Annotated in this window: 21 protein-coding genes and 1 riboswitch; of the genes, 13 read left to right on the top strand and 8 right to left on the bottom strand. The window is 52.8% G+C overall.

Translation table 11 applies throughout. The features are described 5' to 3' along the window. Positions 1-6: 6 nt before the first annotated feature. From efp to scfB, 8 genes are all read left to right on the top strand, one after another. Positions 7-564 carry an elongation factor P gene (gene efp, locus DXB92_RS00225; RefSeq protein ID WP_021680518.1) on the top strand — a complete coding sequence of 186 codons (558 nt, stop codon included), beginning with the start codon at positions 7-9 and terminating at the stop codon, positions 562-564. A 92-nt stretch (positions 565-656) separates the two neighbouring features. Next, positions 657-1142 carry a CD1247 N-terminal domain-containing protein gene (locus DXB92_RS00220; RefSeq protein WP_040646417.1) on the top strand — a complete coding sequence of 162 codons (486 nt, stop codon included), beginning with the start codon at positions 657-659 and terminating at the stop codon, positions 1140-1142. Positions 1143-1327: 185 nt separating this feature from the next. Next, positions 1328-2158, top strand: coding sequence for a sulfide/dihydroorotate dehydrogenase-like FAD/NAD-binding protein (locus DXB92_RS00215; protein WP_117731665.1), 831 nt, complete (start codon positions 1328-1330; stop codon positions 2156-2158). Positions 2159-2160: 2 nt separating this feature from the next. Continuing rightward, positions 2161-3561 (top strand): NADPH-dependent glutamate synthase, encoded by a 1401-nt coding sequence (gene gltA / locus DXB92_RS00210; RefSeq protein ID WP_242986571.1) that lies wholly within the window; start codon positions 2161-2163, stop codon positions 3559-3561. Positions 3562-3607: 46 nt separating this feature from the next. Continuing rightward, positions 3608-4105, top strand: coding sequence for a preprotein translocase subunit YajC (yajC, locus tag DXB92_RS00205; RefSeq protein WP_117731663.1), 498 nt, complete (start codon positions 3608-3610; stop codon positions 4103-4105). 150 nt (positions 4106-4255) lie between these two features. Then, positions 4256-4663 (top strand): TIGR04086 family membrane protein, encoded by a 408-nt coding sequence (locus tag DXB92_RS00200; RefSeq protein ID WP_181976824.1) that lies wholly within the window; start codon positions 4256-4258, stop codon positions 4661-4663. Between the two features lie 144 nt (positions 4664-4807). After that, complete coding sequence (gene scfA, locus DXB92_RS00195; RefSeq protein WP_021680510.1) at positions 4808-4945, top strand: six-cysteine ranthipeptide SCIFF; 138 nt, start codon at positions 4808-4810, stop codon at positions 4943-4945. Positions 4946-5083: 138 nt separating this feature from the next. Continuing rightward, positions 5084-6472, top strand: coding sequence for a thioether cross-link-forming SCIFF peptide maturase (gene scfB / locus DXB92_RS00190; RefSeq protein WP_117731659.1), 1389 nt, complete (start codon positions 5084-5086; stop codon positions 6470-6472). Between the two features lie 296 nt (positions 6473-6768). On the opposite strand, the gene DXB92_RS00185 is transcribed toward scfB, so the two are convergent. The 8 genes from DXB92_RS00185 to ribD form a co-directional block, all read right to left on the bottom strand. Further along, positions 6769-7551: an HAD-IIB family hydrolase gene (locus tag DXB92_RS00185; RefSeq protein ID WP_117731657.1), complete on the bottom strand. Its 783-nt coding sequence runs from the start codon at positions 7549-7551 to the stop codon at positions 6769-6771. Between the two features lie 248 nt (positions 7552-7799). Beyond that, positions 7800-8261 (bottom strand): 6,7-dimethyl-8-ribityllumazine synthase, encoded by a 462-nt coding sequence (gene ribE / locus DXB92_RS00180; RefSeq protein ID WP_021680907.1) that lies wholly within the window; start codon positions 8259-8261, stop codon positions 7800-7802. Continuing rightward, positions 8258-9088 carry a glycosyltransferase family 8 protein gene (locus DXB92_RS00175; protein ID WP_278277753.1) on the bottom strand — a complete coding sequence of 277 codons (831 nt, stop codon included), beginning with the start codon at positions 9086-9088 and terminating at the stop codon, positions 8258-8260. Before DXB92_RS00175 ends, ribE (DXB92_RS00180) begins: the two co-directional genes overlap by 4 nt. Before the next feature lie 47 nt (positions 9089-9135). Beyond that, positions 9136-9720 carry a hypothetical protein gene (locus DXB92_RS00170; RefSeq protein ID WP_117731655.1) on the bottom strand — a complete coding sequence of 195 codons (585 nt, stop codon included), beginning with the start codon at positions 9718-9720 and terminating at the stop codon, positions 9136-9138. 12 nt (positions 9721-9732) lie between these two features. Further along, positions 9733-10935, bottom strand: a complete 1203-nt coding sequence (locus DXB92_RS00165) for a bifunctional 3,4-dihydroxy-2-butanone-4-phosphate synthase/GTP cyclohydrolase II (protein WP_117731653.1) — start codon at positions 10933-10935, stop codon at positions 9733-9735. A gap of 13 nt (positions 10936-10948) precedes the next feature. After that, positions 10949-11431 carry an NADAR family protein gene (locus tag DXB92_RS00160; protein ID WP_117731651.1) on the bottom strand — a complete coding sequence of 161 codons (483 nt, stop codon included), beginning with the start codon at positions 11429-11431 and terminating at the stop codon, positions 10949-10951. A gap of 11 nt (positions 11432-11442) precedes the next feature. Further along, on the bottom strand, positions 11443-12078 hold the full coding sequence (gene ribE / locus DXB92_RS00155) for a riboflavin synthase (RefSeq protein ID WP_117731649.1): 636 nt from the start codon (positions 12076-12078) through the stop codon (positions 11443-11445). A 1-nt stretch (position 12079) separates the two neighbouring features. After that, on the bottom strand, positions 12080-13243 hold the full coding sequence (ribD, locus tag DXB92_RS00150) for a bifunctional diaminohydroxyphosphoribosylaminopyrimidine deaminase/5-amino-6-(5-phosphoribosylamino)uracil reductase RibD (RefSeq protein ID WP_117731647.1): 1164 nt from the start codon (positions 13241-13243) through the stop codon (positions 12080-12082). 126 nt (positions 13244-13369) lie between these two features. Further along, positions 13370-13505: riboswitch (FMN riboswitch) on the bottom strand. 226 nt (positions 13506-13731) lie between these two features. Between ribD and DXB92_RS00145 the strand changes: the two genes are divergently transcribed. The 5 genes from DXB92_RS00145 (at position 13732) to DXB92_RS00125 (ending at position 18752) form a co-directional block, all read left to right on the top strand. Next, positions 13732-14409, top strand: a complete 678-nt coding sequence (locus DXB92_RS00145) for a helix-turn-helix transcriptional regulator (protein WP_117731645.1) — start codon at positions 13732-13734, stop codon at positions 14407-14409. A gap of 210 nt (positions 14410-14619) precedes the next feature. Beyond that, a complete protein-coding gene (locus DXB92_RS00140; protein WP_117731643.1) occupies positions 14620-15603 on the top strand; it encodes a beta-ketoacyl-ACP synthase III in 984 nt (327 codons plus the stop codon). Between the two features lie 18 nt (positions 15604-15621). Then, positions 15622-17472 (top strand): class I adenylate-forming enzyme family protein, encoded by a 1851-nt coding sequence (locus DXB92_RS00135; protein WP_242986569.1) that lies wholly within the window; start codon positions 15622-15624, stop codon positions 17470-17472. Between the two features lie 245 nt (positions 17473-17717). After that, positions 17718-18374 carry a P-loop NTPase gene (locus DXB92_RS00130; protein WP_040646646.1) on the top strand — a complete coding sequence of 219 codons (657 nt, stop codon included), beginning with the start codon at positions 17718-17720 and terminating at the stop codon, positions 18372-18374. A gap of 171 nt (positions 18375-18545) precedes the next feature. Next, a complete protein-coding gene (locus DXB92_RS00125; RefSeq protein WP_021680894.1) occupies positions 18546-18752 on the top strand; it encodes a 4Fe-4S dicluster domain-containing protein in 207 nt (68 codons plus the stop codon).

The raw sequence follows: 18752 nt of genomic DNA, 5'->3' as shown, positions 1-18752 counted from the left end.
CAATTTATGATTTCAGCAGGCGATTTCAGAAACGGTATCACATTCGAAATGGACGGCAACGTGGTACAGGTTATCGAATTCCAGCACGTTAAGCCGGGTAAGGGTGCCGCTTTTGTCCGCACCAAGTATAAGAATGTCATCACTGGTGCAGTGGTAGAACGTTCTTTCAACCCGACTGATAAGTATCCGACCGCTTACATTGAACGGAAGGACATGCAGTATCTGTACAGCGACGGCGATCTGTACTACTTCATGGACATGGAAACTTATGAGCAGCAGCCGATCGACAAGTCCAAGCTGGGTCCGGCTTTCCAGTTCGTCAAGGAAAACATGGAAGTAAAGGTCCTGTCCTATAAGGGCAACGTATTCGGCGTAGAGCCGCCCAACTTCGTAGAACTGGAAGTTACCGAAACAGATCCGGGCTTCAAGGGCGATACTGCAACAAACGCAACCAAGCCGGCAACACTGGAAACCGGTGCAGAGATCAAGGTGCCGCTGTTCATCAATCAGGGCGACATGATCCGTATCGACACCAGAACCGGCGAATACATGGAAAGAGCATAAGACAGTACAAAAAGTCTGCGGCTCTTGCATGATGTGATTATTTTCGGTGCTGCATGCAATGCACACCGTGTGCTGAACAGGAGGTATTTCAAATGAACCTGACAGATAAGATGGCATATTTGCGTGGTATGGTAGACGGCATGGAGCTGGATCTGACCACTACCAAAGAAGGAAAAGTACTGGGACAGCTGCTGGACGTGATGCAGGAAATGACTGCGTATGTCACAGACCTGCAGACACAGGTAGATGAACTGACAGAGGTCTGCGATCTGTTTGATCAGGATCTGGGCGATCTGGAAGACATTGTCTATGATGAAGATGATGACGATGACGCATACTATTCCTGTGACGACGACTTTGATGATGACGATTTTGACGACGACGATGATGAGACACTCTATGAGACAGTCTGCCCGTCCTGCAACAATGTCATCGCACTGAGCGAATCGATTCTGGAGAAAGGCGAAATGCCGTGTCCGTGCTGCGGCGAGATGCTGGAGTTTGACTACAGCGATCTGGACGGCGACACTTTTGAAGTGCCGATCGATGACCCCACAGAGGACGGTTCTGCGGAATAAGATTCAACTGCTGCCGGAATGCATCGGCAGCGAAGGAAACGCTGCATAAACTTGTGCGGTGTTGCCTTTATGCAGTGTTTCCCTGAATATGGATCAAACAACAAGCCGGCGGTCTGTCGGCTTGTTTCATTCGGATTGTAACAGAATTGCTGTTATAGCCAATGCGATTGCATGAGGTGAAAGAATTGTTTCAAATCGTAGAAAAGAAAAAGCTGAACGACGCAGTGGTCATGGTACGGATCGCTGCACCGTTGATTGCAAAAAAAGTCCTGCCGGGACAGTTTATCATTTTCCGGCTGGATGAGTTTGGTGAACGTGTACCGCTGACTGTAGCAGATTATGACCGCGATGGCGGCACGATCACATTGATTTTCCAGATCGCCGGTGAAACCACACGGCAGTTCTCTCTGCTGGAAGCAGGAGATTCCATTCTGGATCTGGCAGGGCCGCTGGGCGTTCCCACCGAATTGCCGGAGGGCACCAAGTCGGTCTGCGTGATCGGCGGCGGTGTTGGCTGTGCCATTGCGTATCCGCAGGCAAAGCACCTGCACAGTCTGGGACTGGAAGTGGATACCATTGTTGGCTTCCGGAACAAGGACATCGTCATTCTGGAGGACGAGTTCCGTGCATGCAGTGACAACCTGTATCTCTGCACAGACGACGGTTCCTATGGCACAAAGGGCTTTGTTACCAATGTGTTGCAGCAGCAGCTGGAACAGGGTAAGAAGTATGACGTTGTCATTGCCATCGGACCGGTTCCCATGATGAAGTTTGTCTGTAAGACGACCGAGCCGTTCGGTGTCAAGACGATCGTTTCCCTTAATCCGATCATGGTGGACGGCACCGGTATGTGCGGCGGCTGTCGCGTGACTGTCGGCGGAAAAATCAAGTACGCCTGTGTGGACGGACCGGACTTCGACGGACATCAGGTGGATTTTGATGAACTGATGCGTCGAAACGGTACCTATAAGCGGCAGGAACAGGAATGCAACCTGTTTCGGAAGGAGGTACAGTGATCATGGCTGGAAAGTTCAATATGGCTCCGAATAAGGTTCCCATGCCGGAACGCGACCCCAAGGAACGTGCAAGATGTTTTCAGGAAGTAGCAATGGGCTATACTCCCGAACAGGCACGGGAAGAAGCAACACGCTGCCTGCACTGTAAGGCAAAGCCCTGCGTCAGCGGCTGTCCGGTAGGCGTGCCGATTCCGGATTTCATCGCAGCAGTTGCTGCCGGTGATTTCTTACAGGCTTATGATATTATCCGTACCACGAACAGTTTGCCGGCAGTCTGCGGCCGTGTCTGTCCGCAGGAGAATCAGTGCGAGGGCAAGTGCGTCCGCGGCAAGAAAGGCGAACCGGTTGCAATCGGTCGTCTGGAACGCTTCGTGGCAGACTACGCCAGAGAGCATGGCTATACCGGCAAGCAGGAAACAGCAGAGCCCAACGGTAAGCGGGTTGCCATTGTCGGCGGCGGTCCGGCTGGTCTGACCTGTGCCGGAGATCTGGCACGGCTGGGCTATCAGGTAACTGTTTTCGAGGCATTTCAGGTTGCCGGCGGCGTATTGATGTACGGCATTCCGGAATTCCGTCTGCCTAAGACGATCGTACAGCAGGAGATCCAGTCTTTGAAAGATGCCGGCGTAGACATTCAGCCGGATATGGTCATCGGCAAGATCCTGTCTGTCGATGAACTGATGGAATCCGGCTATGATGCGGTCTTTATCGGTTCCGGTGCAGGTCTGCCCCGCTTCATGAATATCCCCGGCGAAGGTCTGGTGGGCGTATGTTCTGCCAATGAGTATCTGACACGTATCAACTTGATGCACGGCTACGATCCGAAGTATGCGACACCGGTCATTCAGTCTAAGGCTGTGGCAGTTGTCGGCGGCGGCAACGTGGCAATGGACGCAGCCAGAAGTGCACTGCGTATGGGTGCAGAACATGTGTACATTGTATACCGTCGTTCTGAGGCAGAGATGCCGGCACGTCTGGAAGAAGTACACCACGCCAAGGAAGAGGGCGTGGAGTTCCAGAACCTGTGCAATCCGGTGGAAATTCTGGGCGACGAGAACGGCCGTGTCAACGGTCTGAAGTGCATTCGCATGGAACTGGGCGAACCGGACGAAAGCGGCAGACGCAGACCGGTGGCTATTCCGGACAGCGAATTTGTGCTGGACGTAGACACTGTAATTATGGCGATCGGCACATCTCCCAACCCGCTGATCTCTGGGACAACAAAGGGCTTGGACACCAATCGTTGGGGCTGTTTAGTGGTCAACGAAGAAATGGCTACCACCAAGGACAAGGTTTATGCCGGCGGTGATGCCGTTACCGGTGCAGCAACGGTTATTCTGGCGATGGGTGCCGGAAAGACTGCCGCTGCGTCGATCGATGAGGTATTACGCGGAAAAGCGTGAACCCCTATGGCAAAATCACACGGCAACGGAGAAAGGGCTTTTGAACATGAGTAAGAATTTCGCAAGACTGGGACTGGCTGCCAGCACGGCAGCACTGACAGGTGCGGTTTGCAGCGTGACTGCATTCGCAGAAAGCGGCAGCGGCACAAGTGCAAGCGGAAGCGGCTTCGGCACAGTGGGCTATCTGATTTTCATGGTGCTGCTGTTTGCAGTGATGTATTTTATCCTGATTCGTCCGCAGAAGAAAAAGGATAAGGAAGCCAAGGCAATGCAGAGCAGCTTGCAGGTCGGTGACGAGATCGTTACCATTGGCGGTATCGTAGGTCTGGTCGTACAGGTCAACGAGGACAACATCGTCATCGAAACCACCGGCAACCGCAACAAGATTCGTCTGAAGAACTGGGCAGTACAGGAAAACCTGACCATGACAGAGAATGCAAAGCGGAAGCAGGAAGCACAAATCGCCGCAGCAAAGGAAAAGCGTGCAGGCAAGAAGAAAAAGAAGGATTCTGACGATTCCGATCAGGGTATGCTGAAAGACTGATCGGCAGATTCTCGGAACTCCCCAATACATGGAAACGGATCGCAGGAATTTTGCGGTCCGTTTTTTGCTGCTTGTACGCTGTTCCTGTTCTAATCCCGCTGCCGCAGGCATACACTGTCAGCAGACATCATGGCAGGGAGGTGCAGTGCAATGAGAACCAAACGGCAGCCGGCAAGGCAGAGCATCTGGGAAAACCGGTTCGGGTATCTGCCGGCGGCATTGTCCGTGGGAATCGGCTTGCTTCTGACAGGACTGGCTGCCCTGTCTGGCTTGCTGCTGCTGTCCGACTTGTCGGAATGGATCTCTGCTTTGCTGCTGGGGCTGCTGTTGTTTTGTTCCGGTTACAGCATGGGACGATTTGCCGGCTTTCACCGCCGCCGCAAGGGCTGGCTGACAGGGCTGTGCTGCGGACTGCTGCTGTGCGGGATCCTGTTGGCTGTGGGGCTGTTCTGGCAGGGGACTGCCGGCAGTCCGGTGCGGCTGCTGCTGATCTGCGGCGGCAGTATCTGGGGCGGCATCTCCGGCGTGAATGCTCCCCACAAGAAGCCACCGAAATAACGGCAACTGCCAGTACCGGAAGCGACAGTCCGGCGAATTGCCGCGGAAGATGTAAACTTTTTTCCGTTTTTGCATAGAACGCTTGAAAATCCGGCGGATTTGTGATATAATGTAGTTAAACTTTTTTTGGGGGAGGGTTTCCGAATGAAGCACATTAAGACCATCAATGCAGCAAACCTGAAGGCTTCTGCTGCAAAGGGCGGCTGCGGCAAGTGTCAGGCTTCCTGTCAGTCTGCTTGCAAGACTTCCTGTACAGTAGCGAACCAGAAGTGCGAGCACTAAGGGTTTTTGAAAACCTTTCACACGCAAGTCTGCAACTGATAGAAGAAAGGGACAGTTCTGTCCCTTTTTTCGCATCTATACACGAATTTTTATGGTGCTGCATGTTCCCCAAGGCAGCCGGAAAGAGGAAACAGAATTATGATTCATAAGTATAAACTGGGCGACTATAACATTGTGCTGGACGTGAACAGCGGCGGCGTGCATGTGGTGGACGAGCTGACCTATGACATGCTGGATAATGTTGCACCGCCTTTTGCTCCGGAATGTCCGGAGGAAGTCGTGACAAAGCTGTCACGGTTTTACGATCCGGAAGAAATCCGTTCCTGCTATGCGGAAATTCTGGAGGCATATCAGGAAGGCATTCTCTTTTCACCGGACGATTATGAAAAGTATGCCAACTTTGCTGTGGCTTCTCCCATTAAGGCGATGTGTCTGAATATCGCCCACGACTGCAATCTGCGTTGCAAGTACTGCTTCGCCTCTACCGGCGATTTCGGCGAGGGCAGAAAGCTGATGTCCTATGAAACCGGTAAAAAAGCGGTGGACTTCCTGCTGCAAAATTCCGGCGACCGCGTGAATCTGGAAATGGACTTCTTCGGCGGCGAACCGCTGATGAACTTCGAAACTGTGAAAAAAATTGTGGAATACGCCCGTTCACAGGAGCCGGTCTATCACAAGAAGTTCCGGTTCACCATTACTACCAACGGCATGCTGCTCACCGATGACAAGATCGACTTCATCAATCGGGAAATGTCCAACGTGGTACTGTCTATCGACGGCAGAAAAGAAGTCAATGACCGCATGCGTCCCCGCGTAGACGGCAAGGGCTCCTATGACAAGATCATTCCCATGTACAAGAAGCTGGTAGATCAGCGTGGGGAAAAGGAATACTACGTCCGCGGTACTTACACCAAGTACAATCTGGACTTCTCCGATGATGTGTTCGCTCTGCTGGACGCAGGCTTCGACCAGATCTCTGTGGAACCGGTTATCGCTGATGCGGAAGAACCTTACGCAATTACCGAGGCAGACCTGCCCCGTATTTTTGAGGAATATGAACGGCTGATGCAGAAGATTCTGGACTATGAGGCAACCGGCAAGAAGTTCAACTTCTTCCACTTCATGCTGGATCTGGATCAGGGCCCCTGTGCGATCAAGCGTCTGCGTGGCTGCGGCTGCGGCAATGAGTACGTGGCAATCACACCGGACGGCGACATCTACCCATGTCATCAGTTTGTCGGTGAGGCAGACTATAAAATGGGCAACGTGGACGACGGCACATTTAACCGTGAAATGAAGTCCGACTTCGCCAAGACTCATATCTACAGCAAGCCGGACTGCCGGAACTGCTGGGCAAGATTCTATTGCAGCGGCGGCTGTAACGCGAATAACTACCAGTTCAGCGGCGATGTGCACAAGGCACACAAGCTGTCCTGTGAGATCGAAAAGAAGCGTCTGGAATGTGCGATCGTGCTGAAGGCGATTCGCATGGATCGGGAAGCTGCAAAGCAGGAAAGTGCGGAATAACATAGGGCAATGCCGCACAAAGATTGTGCGACAGATGCGTCGTCAAATTTTTCGTCAGATGAAACAAAAAGCGGAGTGAATACTGGATGTATTCACGAGCATTTTTGTGAAATATGACGGGAAATTTGCAAGCAGATGGCGTGCAAAGTCGCCAGACGCTCTTTGTGCGGTATTGCCATAGCAATAAAAAATCCCACAGTTTCAAGGATTTTTGAAACTGTGGGATTTTGTTTTTTGGAATAATTACTAGGGCAATACCGTACAAAGCCGTCAGGCGGGCTTTGTGCGGTGTTGCCCTAGATCAAGTCAAAGTGTGCCAGTGCCTTTTCCAGCCCGTCGTCTGCAAGATTTGCGGTGATGTAATTCGCATAGGGATGCAGCATAGGGCTGTCCCCCATTGCGATTCCCGTGCCGGCAGCTTCCAGCATGGGGCGGTCGTTCAGGCTGTCGCCTACGGCAAAAATTTGAGAACGGTCTGCCCCCAGCAGCTGCATCATCTTTTCCATGCCGGTGGCTTTGGAACAGCCGCAGGGCACCATTTCCGCAAAGTGATTTCCCCGATCGATGTAGTCAAACTTGCCGGTCAGCCCTGCCTGAAATGCAGCCAGATCGCTCTGCTCGTCGTACCAGATGACAAACTTGTCCGTGTACCAGTCTGCATCATCGGGCAGGTCGGAAACAGTCACATGCTTGCTTTCGTACAGATTCAGCAGATCTTGCAGATATGGCAAAATTCGTGTGCTGCGGTCGATGAACATGGCATCGCTGCGTTCGTACAGAACGGCAACATTGGTGCGGCGAACCAGTTCCACTATTTCGCGGCTGCATGCCGGTGTCTGCTTCTCGTGGAACAGGACTTTTCCGTCATATTCCAATTCTGTGCCGCAGCCATAAACGTAACCATTGAAGCCGATCTCGCGGAGAAACAGGTCTACGTTCATGGCAGTGCGTCCGGTGTTGATGAAGGTGGCATTGCCCTTTTTGCGGGCTGCCTGAATGGCACGGACTGCGGATTCCGGCAGATAGCCGTCCTCTGAAATGATCGTGCCGTCGATATCAAAGAAAATGAAATTTTGCATAAACTCACTCACTTTACGGGAATTTCAAATTTGCGGTTTTCAAGGCAATACCGCACAAAGAGCGTCTGGCGACTTTGCACGCCATCTGCTTGCAAATTTCCCGTCATATTTCACAAAAATGCTCGTGAATACATCAAGTATTCACTCCGCTTTTTGTTTCATCTGACGAAAAATTTGACGACGCATCTGTCGCACAATCTTTGTGCGGTATTGCCTCAACAATGTGGAAAGTGCCTCGTTTCTCGTTTTCAGGCGTTCTTGAACAGGCTGACCATTTCCAGTGCGGACATGGCACAGTCATAACCCTTGTTGCCCGCCTTGGTGCCGGCACGCTCGATTGCCTGTTCAATGGTGTCGGTAGTCAGCACGCCGAACAGTACCGGCAGACCGGACTCCAGTCCTACTTGTGCAATGCCCTTGGAAACTTCTGCACAAACATAGTCGTAGTGGCTGGTGGAACCGCGGATCACTGCACCGACGCAGATGATCGCATCATACTTGCCGGAGAATGCCAGCTTCTTGGCAGCCAGCGGGATCTCAAATGCCCCCGGTACCCATGCCAGTGTGATGTCGTCGCCGTCGGTGCCGTGCCGCAGCAGACAGTCCTCTGCACCGCCCACCAGCTTGGTGGTGATGAATTCGTTGAAACGTGATGCAACAATTGCGATTTTCAGCCCTTTGCCGTCATACATGCCTTCCAGTGTTTTCATGTTCTTGTACCTCCGTTGTTGTTTTCAGTTTCGAGAAGTTCCTGATAAAAGATACCCAGTTTCCCGACGTATCCGGACTTCCATGGTTTATTTTTGCCGCAGTAGTGAATGACGCTGGTGTTCTGTCTGACCCAGTCGATACTGCGGATCTCGTTCGGGTGTCTGGCGTTGTACATTGCCAGAATACGATCGCTCAGATTGTAGCGATAGCTGTCCGCCAGCTGAATCTGCTTGCCGTACAGAGCAGTGATGATGTCCTGATCCGGCAGGAGCAGGCGGTTTTTCTTGTCGCTGACAAATGCCAGCACGTCCTCGGTGGTCTGCTGCTGCCGAAGCTGTTTCAGGTTCAGCACCATGACACCGGTGTTGATGTAGGGCACATCTTCCGTAATGCCCAGCCGCAGGCAGTTCATCTTGTTGAACAGAGCACGCACGTGGGTGCAGGCAATATAGCTTGCACCGTCAAATGCCTTGTGGTACAGGTCGTCCAGCGGCTGAATTGCGATCGTGTCGGTGTCCAGATACAGCACACGGTCTAATTCTGTCGGTAAAAACTGAGCCGCAAAGATGCGGTAGTAGATTTGCCTGGGATAGCGGTCGGTTTCCGGAAAGTCCTGAAAAAAGGTTTCGTCTATGGACACCCCCAGAATTTCCGCTTCCGGAACCTTCTGCTGTATCTGTTGCAGATCGTCCGCTGTCAGATCGGAGTGCAGCACATGGACGGTGTAGCCCTCCGAACAGGGAAATCGTACCACAGAACGCAGGCATTGTACCAGCTGCCAGCAAAAATTGCGGTTGATACAGAATAATAGGTGCAGGGGAATCACTTCCTTTCTGTGGACAACGTCTAAGGAAACGCTGATGCGGTATTGCCCTAAGTACGGCGGAATGTCACAGGTCCCCAGTTGCTGTTGATGTGAAATGTGTCCGCATCATCAAAGGTAAAATCTGTAACATATTCGCCGCTGTCCTGATAAATGGCGTATGTTCCTGATGTCGCATCGGTGCATTCCAGATAACCGCTGTATTCCAGATTGCCGGTGGCGTAGTAGGCAGCCACACCGCCTTCACCGTCCATGACCAGAGAAGCCGTATCGGGATCTCCGTCCATATACCACGTGCCGGCAGTGCAGGCGAACACTTCTATTGTCGCAGCATCGTCCGTAGCTTCTGTTGTTGGTGTTGCAGCAATTTCTGTAGCGATTTCTGTAACAATTTCTGTTGCGGATGCTGTAGTAGTTTCTGTTGCGGATGCTGTAGTAGTTTCTGTTGCAGACGTCGTAGTGGTTTCTGTTGCAGATGTTGTAGTGGTTTCCGCAACAGTAGTTTCTGTCGTTTCTGTAGCAGTAGTCGCGGTTGTTGTGGAAGATTCCACAGCGGACTCCAACGAGCCGCAGCCGCTTGTCCATACACAGACAGCTGCCAGCAGAGGAAGCATACTACTATAAATGATTTTCATAGACAAATCCCCTTAAAAGTGCAGATAATGACCCATTTTGAACTGCTTGGTCTTGAGATACCGCAGATTCTCCGGCTTTTCCGGAATGTCGATGGGAACACGCTCGGCAACAGTCAGCCCGTATTCGCCCAGCTCTGCGATCTTTTCCGGATTGTTGGTCATCAGCCGCAGAGAAGTTACCCCCAGATGTTTCAGGATCTGTGCACCCACGCTGTAATCCCGCAGGTCCGGTGCAAATCCCAGTTTGATATTTGCCTCTACGGTATCCAGTCCGTCTTCCTGTAGCTTGTACGCCCGAATCTTGTTCAGCAGACCAATGCCTCTGCCTTCCTGCCGCAGATAGACCAGAACGCCCCGTCCCTCTGCGTGGATCATGTCCAGTGCACGGTTCAGCTGTTCGCCGCAGTCGCACCGGCAGGAGCCGAACACATCACCAGTCAGACACTCAGAGTGCACCCGACACAATACCGGATTGCCGTCTGCCACATCACCCATGACCAGAGCCACATGCTCGTCCCCGTTGATGGTGTTGCGGAAACCGAACATCTGGAAATGTCCGTGGACTGTGGGCAGTTCTGCCCGTGCCACTTCTTCCACGAAGTTGTCATGATTCCGGCGGTAGTGCTGGAGTTCCCGAATGGTGATAAAGGACAGCCCGTGCTGTTTTGCAAAGTCTGCCAGCTTTTCGCCACGCATCATGGTGCCGTCATCGTCCATGATCTCACAGCAAAGTCCCACCTGTGTCAGTCCGGCGAGCCGGAGCAGGTCTACAGTTGCTTCGGTGTGCCCGTTCCGTTCCAGAACGCCGCCGGGCTTGGCTTCCAGCGGGAACATGTGTCCCGGACGGCGGAAGTCGCCGGGGTGTGCTTCCGGATCGGCTGCCATGCGGGCTGTCAGACCACGCTCCACTGCGGAAATACCGGTGGTGGTGTCGATATGGTCAATGGAAACGGTGAACGCGGTTTCATGGTTGTCGGTGTTGTGAGAAACCATTTGCGTCAGTCCCAGCCGGACAATGTTGTCATGGTTCATGGGCATGCAGATCAGCCCCTTTGCGGCACTTGCCATGAGGTTGACGTTTTCCGTGGTGGCAAACTGTCCGGCACAGATGAGGTCGCCCTCGTTTTCCCGATCCGGATCGTCTGTCACCAGAATGCACTTGCCGTTCCGCAAATCCTGCAAAGCTTCTTCAATGGTGTTATATGTAATTGCCATAGAAATGACCTCCTTATTTGGATAGTTCGTCCCGTACCTGCATCAGTGTATAACCCAACAGATTTTGTCCACGCCATTTTTCCGGAAAAAAACGGTCGCTGTCTGTCATGGACAGTCCGATGCCCCAGATCCTGTCATGTACCGCACATTCTGCCAGCAGATGCGGTGCAGTTGCCAGCAGTTCTTGCAGAAGCGACTGGTTTTGCCGGAATTTTTCCAGCAGTCCCTCGTAGACGATCTGCTGCCGGACGGCACTCCACTGGGAGTCCACATAGTTCCGGACGCTTCGCCCCAGAGCCTTGACCTTGCCGGGGTTGTCGGTTTGCAGAATCTGCTGTGCAATTTCGGTATCCTGAAATTGCAGGGCTTTCTGGTACATCATGTACTGTTCCATGTGGGCAAAGGAAATGCCGTCTTTCTCGAACGGCGAGGGATACCAGTTGCTGAGATAGCCGTTTTCTTCTTCTGGATTGTGAAAACAAATGATATGCCGCATATGCATCTCCTTTAAAAAAATCCGTTCTGTTGCAACAGTTCCATAGTGACACCGCCGCTTTTCGGCTGCATCAGCTTTTCCACATACTTGCCGATGATGTCGGTTTCCAGATTGACGATCTCACCGGAGCGATGCTTCAGCAGGGTGGTTTCCTCACCAGTGTGTGGGATCAGGCTCACAGTGAAATCCGTGTGGGAAACTTTTGCCACTGTCAGGCTGATGCCGTCAATAGCAATGGAGCCTTTTTCCACCACATACCGGAGCAGTTCCGGTGCGGCACTGATCGTCACCAGCACTGCGTTGCCCTCCGGCTGCATGGAACGAATTGTTCCCGTGCCGTCAATGTGTCCGGCGACAATGTGCCCGCCGAATCTGCCGTCCGCCGCCATGGCACGTTCCAGATTCACTTTCGAGCCGGTTTTCAGCTGTCCCAGATTGCTCCGCCGCAGGGTTTCCGGCATCACATCTGCTGTGAAGTGGTCTTTGTCCATGCGAATCACCGTCAGGCAAACGCCGTTCACGGCAATGCTGTCGCCGATCTGCGTCCCCTCCAGCACCTTTGCGGCGGACAGTTCCAGTTCGCACCGGTTGGGGGACTGGTTCAGCCGCCGCACAGTCCCCATTTCTTCTACGATTCCGGTAAACATCTTAGAATTGCTCCTTTCTGGTATATTCCAGAAGCAGATCCTGTCCCAGACGGGTAATGGTGGGTTCGGACAGCAGGACAGCCTTGTCCGGTGTGGTAATGCCCATGCCGCCAATGGGGGACAGACCGTCGCCGCCGAACAGCTTCGGTGCCACGTAAACCTGCACCAGATCACAGCAATTTTCCTGCAATGCTGCGGCGTGAATGGTCGCACCGCCCTCGATCAGCACGCTGTCCAGCCCACGCTGTCCCAGCTGTTCCAGACAGTTTCGCAGGGAGATGTGTCTGCCGTTCAGTTCCTCCTTGGAGAGTTGAAATTCGCCGAGCCGCATGAACAACTCGTCCAGTTCTTCCTTGGGCAGCAGCTTTGCCTCCAGTACGGTAACGCCTGCCGCTTCCAGAGCCGCCTTTTTGTTCTTGTCCGGAGCATAGCAAAAGACAATGACCGGCACTTCCTTGGCAGTCTGCACCAGCCGGCTCTCCATGGGGATTCGCAGGCGGGTATCCAGTACCACCCGTACCGGCTGGGATGGATTCTCACAGCGGCAGGTGAGCATGGGATCGTCTGCCAGTACTGTGCCGATGCCAACGCAGACCGCAGCCACCCGCTTTCGGGTCTGTTGAACATGGGCACGGGCAGCTTCGCCAGTTACCCATTTGGAAGCCCCGCCGGCACAGGCGATCTTGCCGTCTGCAGTCATGGCATATTTTAAAATAGTATAGGGCATTTTGGTGCCGATATACCGGAAGAAGATCGGGTTCAGTTTATCACAGGCTTCCCGCAGGAAATCCGGAATCACTTCAATGCCGTGTTCTTCCAGATACTGCACACCCTTGCCGAATACCAGCGGATTGAAATCGCGGGAACCGATGTACACCCGCCGAATGCCGCTTTCCACCAGTGCTTCGGTGCAGGGCGGCTGCTTGCCGTGGTGACAGCATGGCTCCAGTGTGACATACATGGTTGCACCGGCAGGATCCTCCGTGCAGTGCTTCAGGGCGTTTCGTTCTGCGTGCAGGTCACCATAGCGGGCATGCCAGCCTTCGCCGATGATGCGGTGATCTTTGACGATCACAGCACCTACCAGCGGATTGGGATTGGTGAAGCCGGTGCCACGCTTGGCAAGCTGTATGGCACGCTCCATATAAAAAGAATGCTCTGTCATGAAAACACCTCCGAAAAATAACAACGCCCTGTTTTGCCAGAAGCACAACAGGGCGAAATCAGACAGCCGCTTTTCTGCGGCAGCTGTATGGATTCATGGTTATGGGGGAAACACATCGTATTTGCTGCGTGGCTTCTCTCATCCGGACTTTACCGTCGGTTTCGGAATCTCACCGAATCAACCAGTTCCACACTGGCTCGCAGACTACGGCATATCGCCGTTCACTGCCGGTTCTGAATTGCACAGTACCCTGAAGCTGCTATCAGTATAACATGATTTCTGCCGTTTGTCAAGAGACTTTTTCCGGTATGAAGATTCATAAGAATTTCACCAAAAAAACTTTTTCTTATGCTATAATACTTTTGATTCTACGAATGATTTTAGGCAACACCGCACAAAGCTTGTGCGTAAGGTGCGGTGTTGCCTTTACATCTGCAATGATGCATGGATAAGAGCACTTTGGAATTTTACAGAAAGGGGCCTTTGGAATGACAGAGGAAAATATGCGGAAAACCATTGCCGGAAACATTGCAAAATATCGGAAGCAGCTGGGCATGACACAAATTGATCTGTCGGAGAAGATCAACTATTCTGACAAGAGCATTTCGAAATGGGAACGGGGCGACGGCATTCCGGATGTGCCGACACTGGTGCAGCTGGCGGAAGTTTTCGGCGTTTCTGTGGACGAACTGATCTATCCGCCGAAGCCCCAGCCGGAATTGCCGGTAGAGCCGGAAAGTGACGCAAAATCGGTAGATTCTACTTACGGTAGATTCCGCTGGAAGCACTTTTTCATCACTCTACTGTCCGTAGCCGGCGTTTGGCTGGTGGCATTTCTGCTGATCTGTCTGTTCCAGTACCTCGCACCGAGCGTGGCAGATCTCTGGGACGGCAGAGTGCTGTGCTACGCTCTTGCCGGTTCGTTTGTGGTGTTCCTGATTTTTGCCAGCCTGTGGTGGGAACGGGCATGGATATTCATTGCCATAACCGGCATCATCTGGGCAGGGGCTCTCTCTGTCTTTGTGACGTTTCACACCATTTCCGGTGCGGCGGTGGTGTTTGCACTGGCTGGTGTGCTGGAACTGCCGGTAGTCCTCTGCTATTTCTGGCGGTGTGCGGCAAAGCACCAGTGGCTGATCCCCTATCCGTTTCCGCGGAAAAAGTAAAGGTAATACCGCTGCTTTTAATAAATATTGTATTTGAAATATGACGAAAAAGGCGTGGTACAGGTGTACCATGCCTTTTTTTGTGTGAATATACACCAGCATTCGGAAATTCTCAAAACGGTAGAGCCGGTTTCTGTGGGAATAGGTGGATTCTATTCCGTAAAAAGGGTATACTAAGTACTGCAACAACATGAAAGCGAGGAACCCCATATGAAAATCACACAGGACATTGGCATTCGCATCTGCGGCACCGGCAGCAGCGTGCCGGAACGGAAGATTTCCAACGATGACATGGCAACGATCGTAGAAACCAACGACGAATGGATCCGCACCCGCACCGGCATTTCCAACCGGCATTTTGCGGACAAGGAAACGAATCTTTCTCTGGGCATGGAAGCCGCAGAAAAGGCACTGGAAATGGCTGGCATCTCTAAAGAAGAAATTGGCGTAGTCATCTGTGCCACCATTACGCCGGACAATATCGTTCCGTCGCAGGCGTGTATGCTGCAAAAGGAACTGGGACTGCCGGAAACGGTGTTTGCCTTTGACATCTGTGCAGCCTGCACCGGATTCCTCTACGCAGTACACACCGCCCGTTCTCTGCTGTGCAGCATGCCGGAAAAGAAATACGCTCTGGTGGTGGCAAGCGAAGTGTTGAGCCGTGTTACCAATTTTGCTGACCGGAACACCTGCGTCCTGTTCGGGGACGGTGCCGGTGCAGCGGTAATCACGCTGGACGAAAATAGCCGCTATGCCTTTGACTGCGGAGCAGAGGGCAACACAGAAGTGCTGTACTGCCCGAAGTATTATCACGATACAAACCCCTTTGCTGAAAACCTGCCGGAACCGGCAGAGCAGTTTGTCAGCATGCAGGGCAGAGCCGTGTACAGTTTTGCCGTGCAGGCACTCTCCGGCAGTATCCAGCGTGTGGCGGAAAAAGTGGGCGGCTATCCGGACTGCTATGTCTGCCACCAGGCGAATGCCCGCATCTTGCAGGCAGCAGCCAAGCAGCTGAAAGAACCGATGGAAAAGTTCTTCCTGAACATCGGCGAATACGGCAACACCTCTGCGGCATCGATCGCCATTGCACTGGACGACTGTGTCCGCAGCGGCAGCGTAAAACGGGGACAGACCATGATGCTGTCCGGATTCGGCGGCGGTTTGAGTTACGGCACCGCATATTTCACATTCTGATCGAAGGAGGATTTCGCCATGTACCGCAAAGAATATACCGAAACCATTTTCCGCACCGGCAGCCATACCTCCCGCAAAAGCAGTGTCAAACAGCACGAAATGGCAGCACTGCGGGAAATGGAGCAAATGATTCTGGCTGCTGAAGCTGTCCCTGCCGGAGCAGAGGCTCTGGAAAGAGCCACGGCACATCTGGAACAATTTTTGCAGCAGGTGCGGCAGAAACGCATTCTGGACGAAAAACAGCGTGCGATGGAAGCGTTCCGGCAGCAGTTTGAAAACGGCTACACATGGCGGAACGGTTTTCTGCGGAATGTGGCACGGTTCGGTGATCGGGAAGCCCTGATAGAACCGGAGAGCGGAACCGTCTGGACGTACACACAGCTGAATGCAGAGGCAAACCGGTTTTCGCACGCCCTGCTCCGTGCCGGACTGCAAAAGGGCGATGTTGTCATGGTACAGCTGCACAACTGTCCGGAATTCGTGTTCGCCTATCTGGCTTGCCATAAGACCGGCATGGTATTCTGTCCGGTGAATTTCCGTCTGTCTGCCAAGGAAATTACAGACTGTATGGACAACAGCCGTCCCAAGGTGTTCCTGCTGGAGCCGGAAACACAGGCGGAAGTGGACATGGCACTGCGGCGGACGGCACACGCCCCGCAGATTCTGCTGACCACAGATGCCAGGGCAGCCCATGCCTACGCTGGCTTCACCGCAGACTGTCCCGCAACTGAACCGGAGCTGCCATGGGAACTGTCTGTCTATGATGAAACCCTGCGGCTGTTCACCTCCGGTACCACCGGCAGACAGAAAAGCGTATGCCTGACCAGCATCAACGAGGTGCTTTCCGCCCATGATGTGATGATCCATTTCCCGTTTTCGTTTACCGACCGTTCCATGAACACTACACCGTGGTTTCATCGCGGCGGGCTGCACTCCGGCGGCATTACACCGACGCTGTACGCCGGCGGTACTGTGATTATCCAGCGGAAATTCCAGCCGGAAAAGACACTGGACATGGTACAGCAGTACGGACTGACATTTCTCATCGGCGTTCCCAACGTGCTGGAACTGCTGGCAGAAGCACAGCAGAAACAGCCCCGTGACCTGAGCAGCCTGCGTGGCATCGTCACCATGGGCAGCCCGCTGGAACGGGCAGACTGTATCCGCTATCAGAAGATTCTGACCAAGCGGATTTTCAACGGCTATGGTACGACGGAAACGTTCTGGAACACGTTCCTCCGACCGGACGACCTGCCGGAAATGGCAGGCAGTGCAGGGCGTTCCTGCGTTGATGATGATGTACGTGTGATAAAGGTATATGAGGATCGTGTGGCAGAGCCGGATGACCTTGCAGCGACAGACGGCAGCGAGGTGGGAGAAGTCATCATTCGTTCCAATGCCAAGTCGGCGGCGTTCTATTTCGGCAACCCTGCGGAAACCCGCCGGCGGTTCCATGACGGCTTTTTCTATACCAATGATCTGGGCACATGGGACGAGAACCATTATTTCCGCATTGTAGGACGGAAAGACGATATGATCATTTCCGGCGGAGAAAACATTTATCCGGTGGAAGTGGAAGAAGTGCTGAACCTGCACCCCGCAGTCAAGGACTGCATTGTTACGGCGGCACCGGACAGCAGGCGTGGCGAGATCGTCACCGCCTATGTGATCGCCGCAGACCCGTCGCTGACAGCACAGGAACTGGAACGCTACTGCAAGGAAAGTCCGCTGCTGGCGAATTATAAACGCCCGCATTATTACCGGTTTGTCAGTGAACTGCCCCGCAATGTCACAGGAAAGAAGATGCACTATATCATGAAACAGCTGGCAGAACTGGACTTGCAGGAGGGCAGACTGATTCGGGTATAAGAGCCGCTGTTATTCCCGCTTTTTGTTGCTGTATGCAGATACCGTATTCCGTGCGTGGAGTACGGTATTTTTTATCGGAGAAAGCAGGGGGCAGCGGGCTGTATTTCTGTAAAAAATCCAAGGCAATACCGTACAAAGTCGCCAGACGCTCTTTGTGCGGTATTGCCCCAACATTTTCAGTTGCATTTTTGTATAGAATGTGCTATAATAAAAAGAAACATGCTCTTGCTGGGAAAGGAACTTCTATGAAAAAGATCACGATCATTACGGGACACTATGGTTCCGGAAAAACCAATCTGGCAGTCAACCTTGCCCTGCGGCTGGCAGATGCCGGCGAAAAGGTGACCATTGTCGATTTTGACATTGTCAATCCCTATTTCCGCACGGCGGATTTTGCGAAACTGTTTGAGGAACGGGGTGTCACGCTGGCGGCTTCTATGTATGCCAACACCAGTCTGGACATTCCTGCCATTTCTTTTGATATGGAACGCATGGCATATGAGGACGGCTATCTTATCATCGACGTAGGCGGGGACGATGCCGGTGCCATTGGACTGGGGCGGTATGCCGAGGGCTTTTCCGCTTATGTTCCCGATCAGCTGGACATGTGGTATGTGGTGAACCGCTATCGCTATCTCACAGAAGAACCGCAGGAAACACTGGAACTGATGTACGAGATCGAAGCCGTTTCCCGCATGCGTCACACCGGAATTGTGAACAACTCCAATTTGGGGAAGGAAACCACGGCGGAAACCATTCTGCGGGCAGTGCCTTATGCGGAAGAAATCGCCGCACAGGCGAAGCTGCCGCTGGTCTGCACCACCTGCCGGAAAGACCTGACCGTTTCTGTGCCGGACATTCTGCCGGTAGAGGTGTTTGTCAAGCCGGTGTGGGAGGAATAAGGAGCAATCTGCACGCAGATGGCGTGCAAAGTCGCCAGACGCTCTTTGTGCGGTATTGCCCTAAGATTTTACAAAGTAAGCTTCTCTGAAAAGGCACCCGAAGGGCGTGTCCTGTGCGGCGTTGCCTCAAGTGTCTTGTAGAATAAATGTACGCAGAAAGGAGTGAGGAATATGGAGAAAATGCAGGTTCGGTTTGAACGCTGTAAAGGGTGTGGTCTTTGCGTAACGGTCTGTCCCAAGCAGATCGTTGCCCTGCAAAAAGAACACCGGAATGAAAAAGGATATTTTACCGCGGAATGCACTGATCAGGACGCATGTATCAGTTGTGCCATGTGTGCAATGATCTGTCCGGATTGTGCAATTACCATTCAAAAGTGA

The sequence above is a fragment of the Ruminococcus sp. OM06-36AC genome (assembly GCF_003438725.1).
Classification (GTDB): Bacteria; Bacillota; Clostridia; order Oscillospirales; family Ruminococcaceae; genus Ruminococcus_C; species Ruminococcus_C callidus.
This window is presented reverse-complemented; position numbering and strand designations above follow the sequence as displayed.

Bases quoted from the DNA above. Each gene is read 5' to 3' on its own strand.
- DXB92_RS00130 (WP_040646646.1), top strand. From the start codon at position 17,718: ATGAAAAAGATCACGATCATTACGGGACACTATGGTTCCGGAAAAACC.
- DXB92_RS00140 (WP_117731643.1), top strand. From the start codon at position 14,620: ATGAAAATCACACAGGACATTGGCATTCGCATCTGCGGCACCGGCAGC.
- gltA (WP_242986571.1), top strand. From the start codon at position 2,161: ATGGCTGGAAAGTTCAATATGGCTCCGAATAAGGTTCCCATGCCGGAA.
- DXB92_RS00185 (WP_117731657.1), bottom strand. From the start codon at position 7,551: ATGCAAAATTTCATTTTCTTTGATATCGACGGCACGATCATTTCAGAG.
- ribE (WP_021680907.1), bottom strand. From the start codon at position 8,261: ATGAAAACACTGGAAGGCATGTATGACGGCAAAGGGCTGAAAATCGCA.
- DXB92_RS00220 (WP_040646417.1), top strand. From the start codon at position 657: ATGAACCTGACAGATAAGATGGCATATTTGCGTGGTATGGTAGACGGC.
- DXB92_RS00170 (WP_117731655.1), bottom strand. From the start codon at position 9,720: ATGAAAATCATTTATAGTAGTATGCTTCCTCTGCTGGCAGCTGTCTGT.
- yajC (WP_117731663.1), top strand. From the start codon at position 3,608: ATGAGTAAGAATTTCGCAAGACTGGGACTGGCTGCCAGCACGGCAGCA.
- efp (WP_021680518.1), top strand. From the start codon at position 7: ATGATTTCAGCAGGCGATTTCAGAAACGGTATCACATTCGAAATGGAC.
- DXB92_RS00200 (WP_181976824.1), top strand. From the start codon at position 4,256: ATGAGAACCAAACGGCAGCCGGCAAGGCAGAGCATCTGGGAAAACCGG.
- scfA (WP_021680510.1), top strand. From the start codon at position 4,808: ATGAAGCACATTAAGACCATCAATGCAGCAAACCTGAAGGCTTCTGCT.
- DXB92_RS00160 (WP_117731651.1), bottom strand. From the start codon at position 11,431: ATGCGGCATATCATTTGTTTTCACAATCCAGAAGAAGAAAACGGCTAT.
- ribD (WP_117731647.1), bottom strand. From the start codon at position 13,243: ATGACAGAGCATTCTTTTTATATGGAGCGTGCCATACAGCTTGCCAAG.
- DXB92_RS00135 (WP_242986569.1), top strand. From the start codon at position 15,622: ATGTACCGCAAAGAATATACCGAAACCATTTTCCGCACCGGCAGCCAT.
- DXB92_RS00125 (WP_021680894.1), top strand. From the start codon at position 18,546: ATGGAGAAAATGCAGGTTCGGTTTGAACGCTGTAAAGGGTGTGGTCTT.
- ribE (WP_117731649.1), bottom strand. From the start codon at position 12,078: ATGTTTACCGGAATCGTAGAAGAAATGGGGACTGTGCGGCGGCTGAAC.
- DXB92_RS00165 (WP_117731653.1), bottom strand. From the start codon at position 10,935: ATGGCAATTACATATAACACCATTGAAGAAGCTTTGCAGGATTTGCGG.
- scfB (WP_117731659.1), top strand. From the start codon at position 5,084: ATGATTCATAAGTATAAACTGGGCGACTATAACATTGTGCTGGACGTG.
- DXB92_RS00145 (WP_117731645.1), top strand. From the start codon at position 13,732: ATGACAGAGGAAAATATGCGGAAAACCATTGCCGGAAACATTGCAAAA.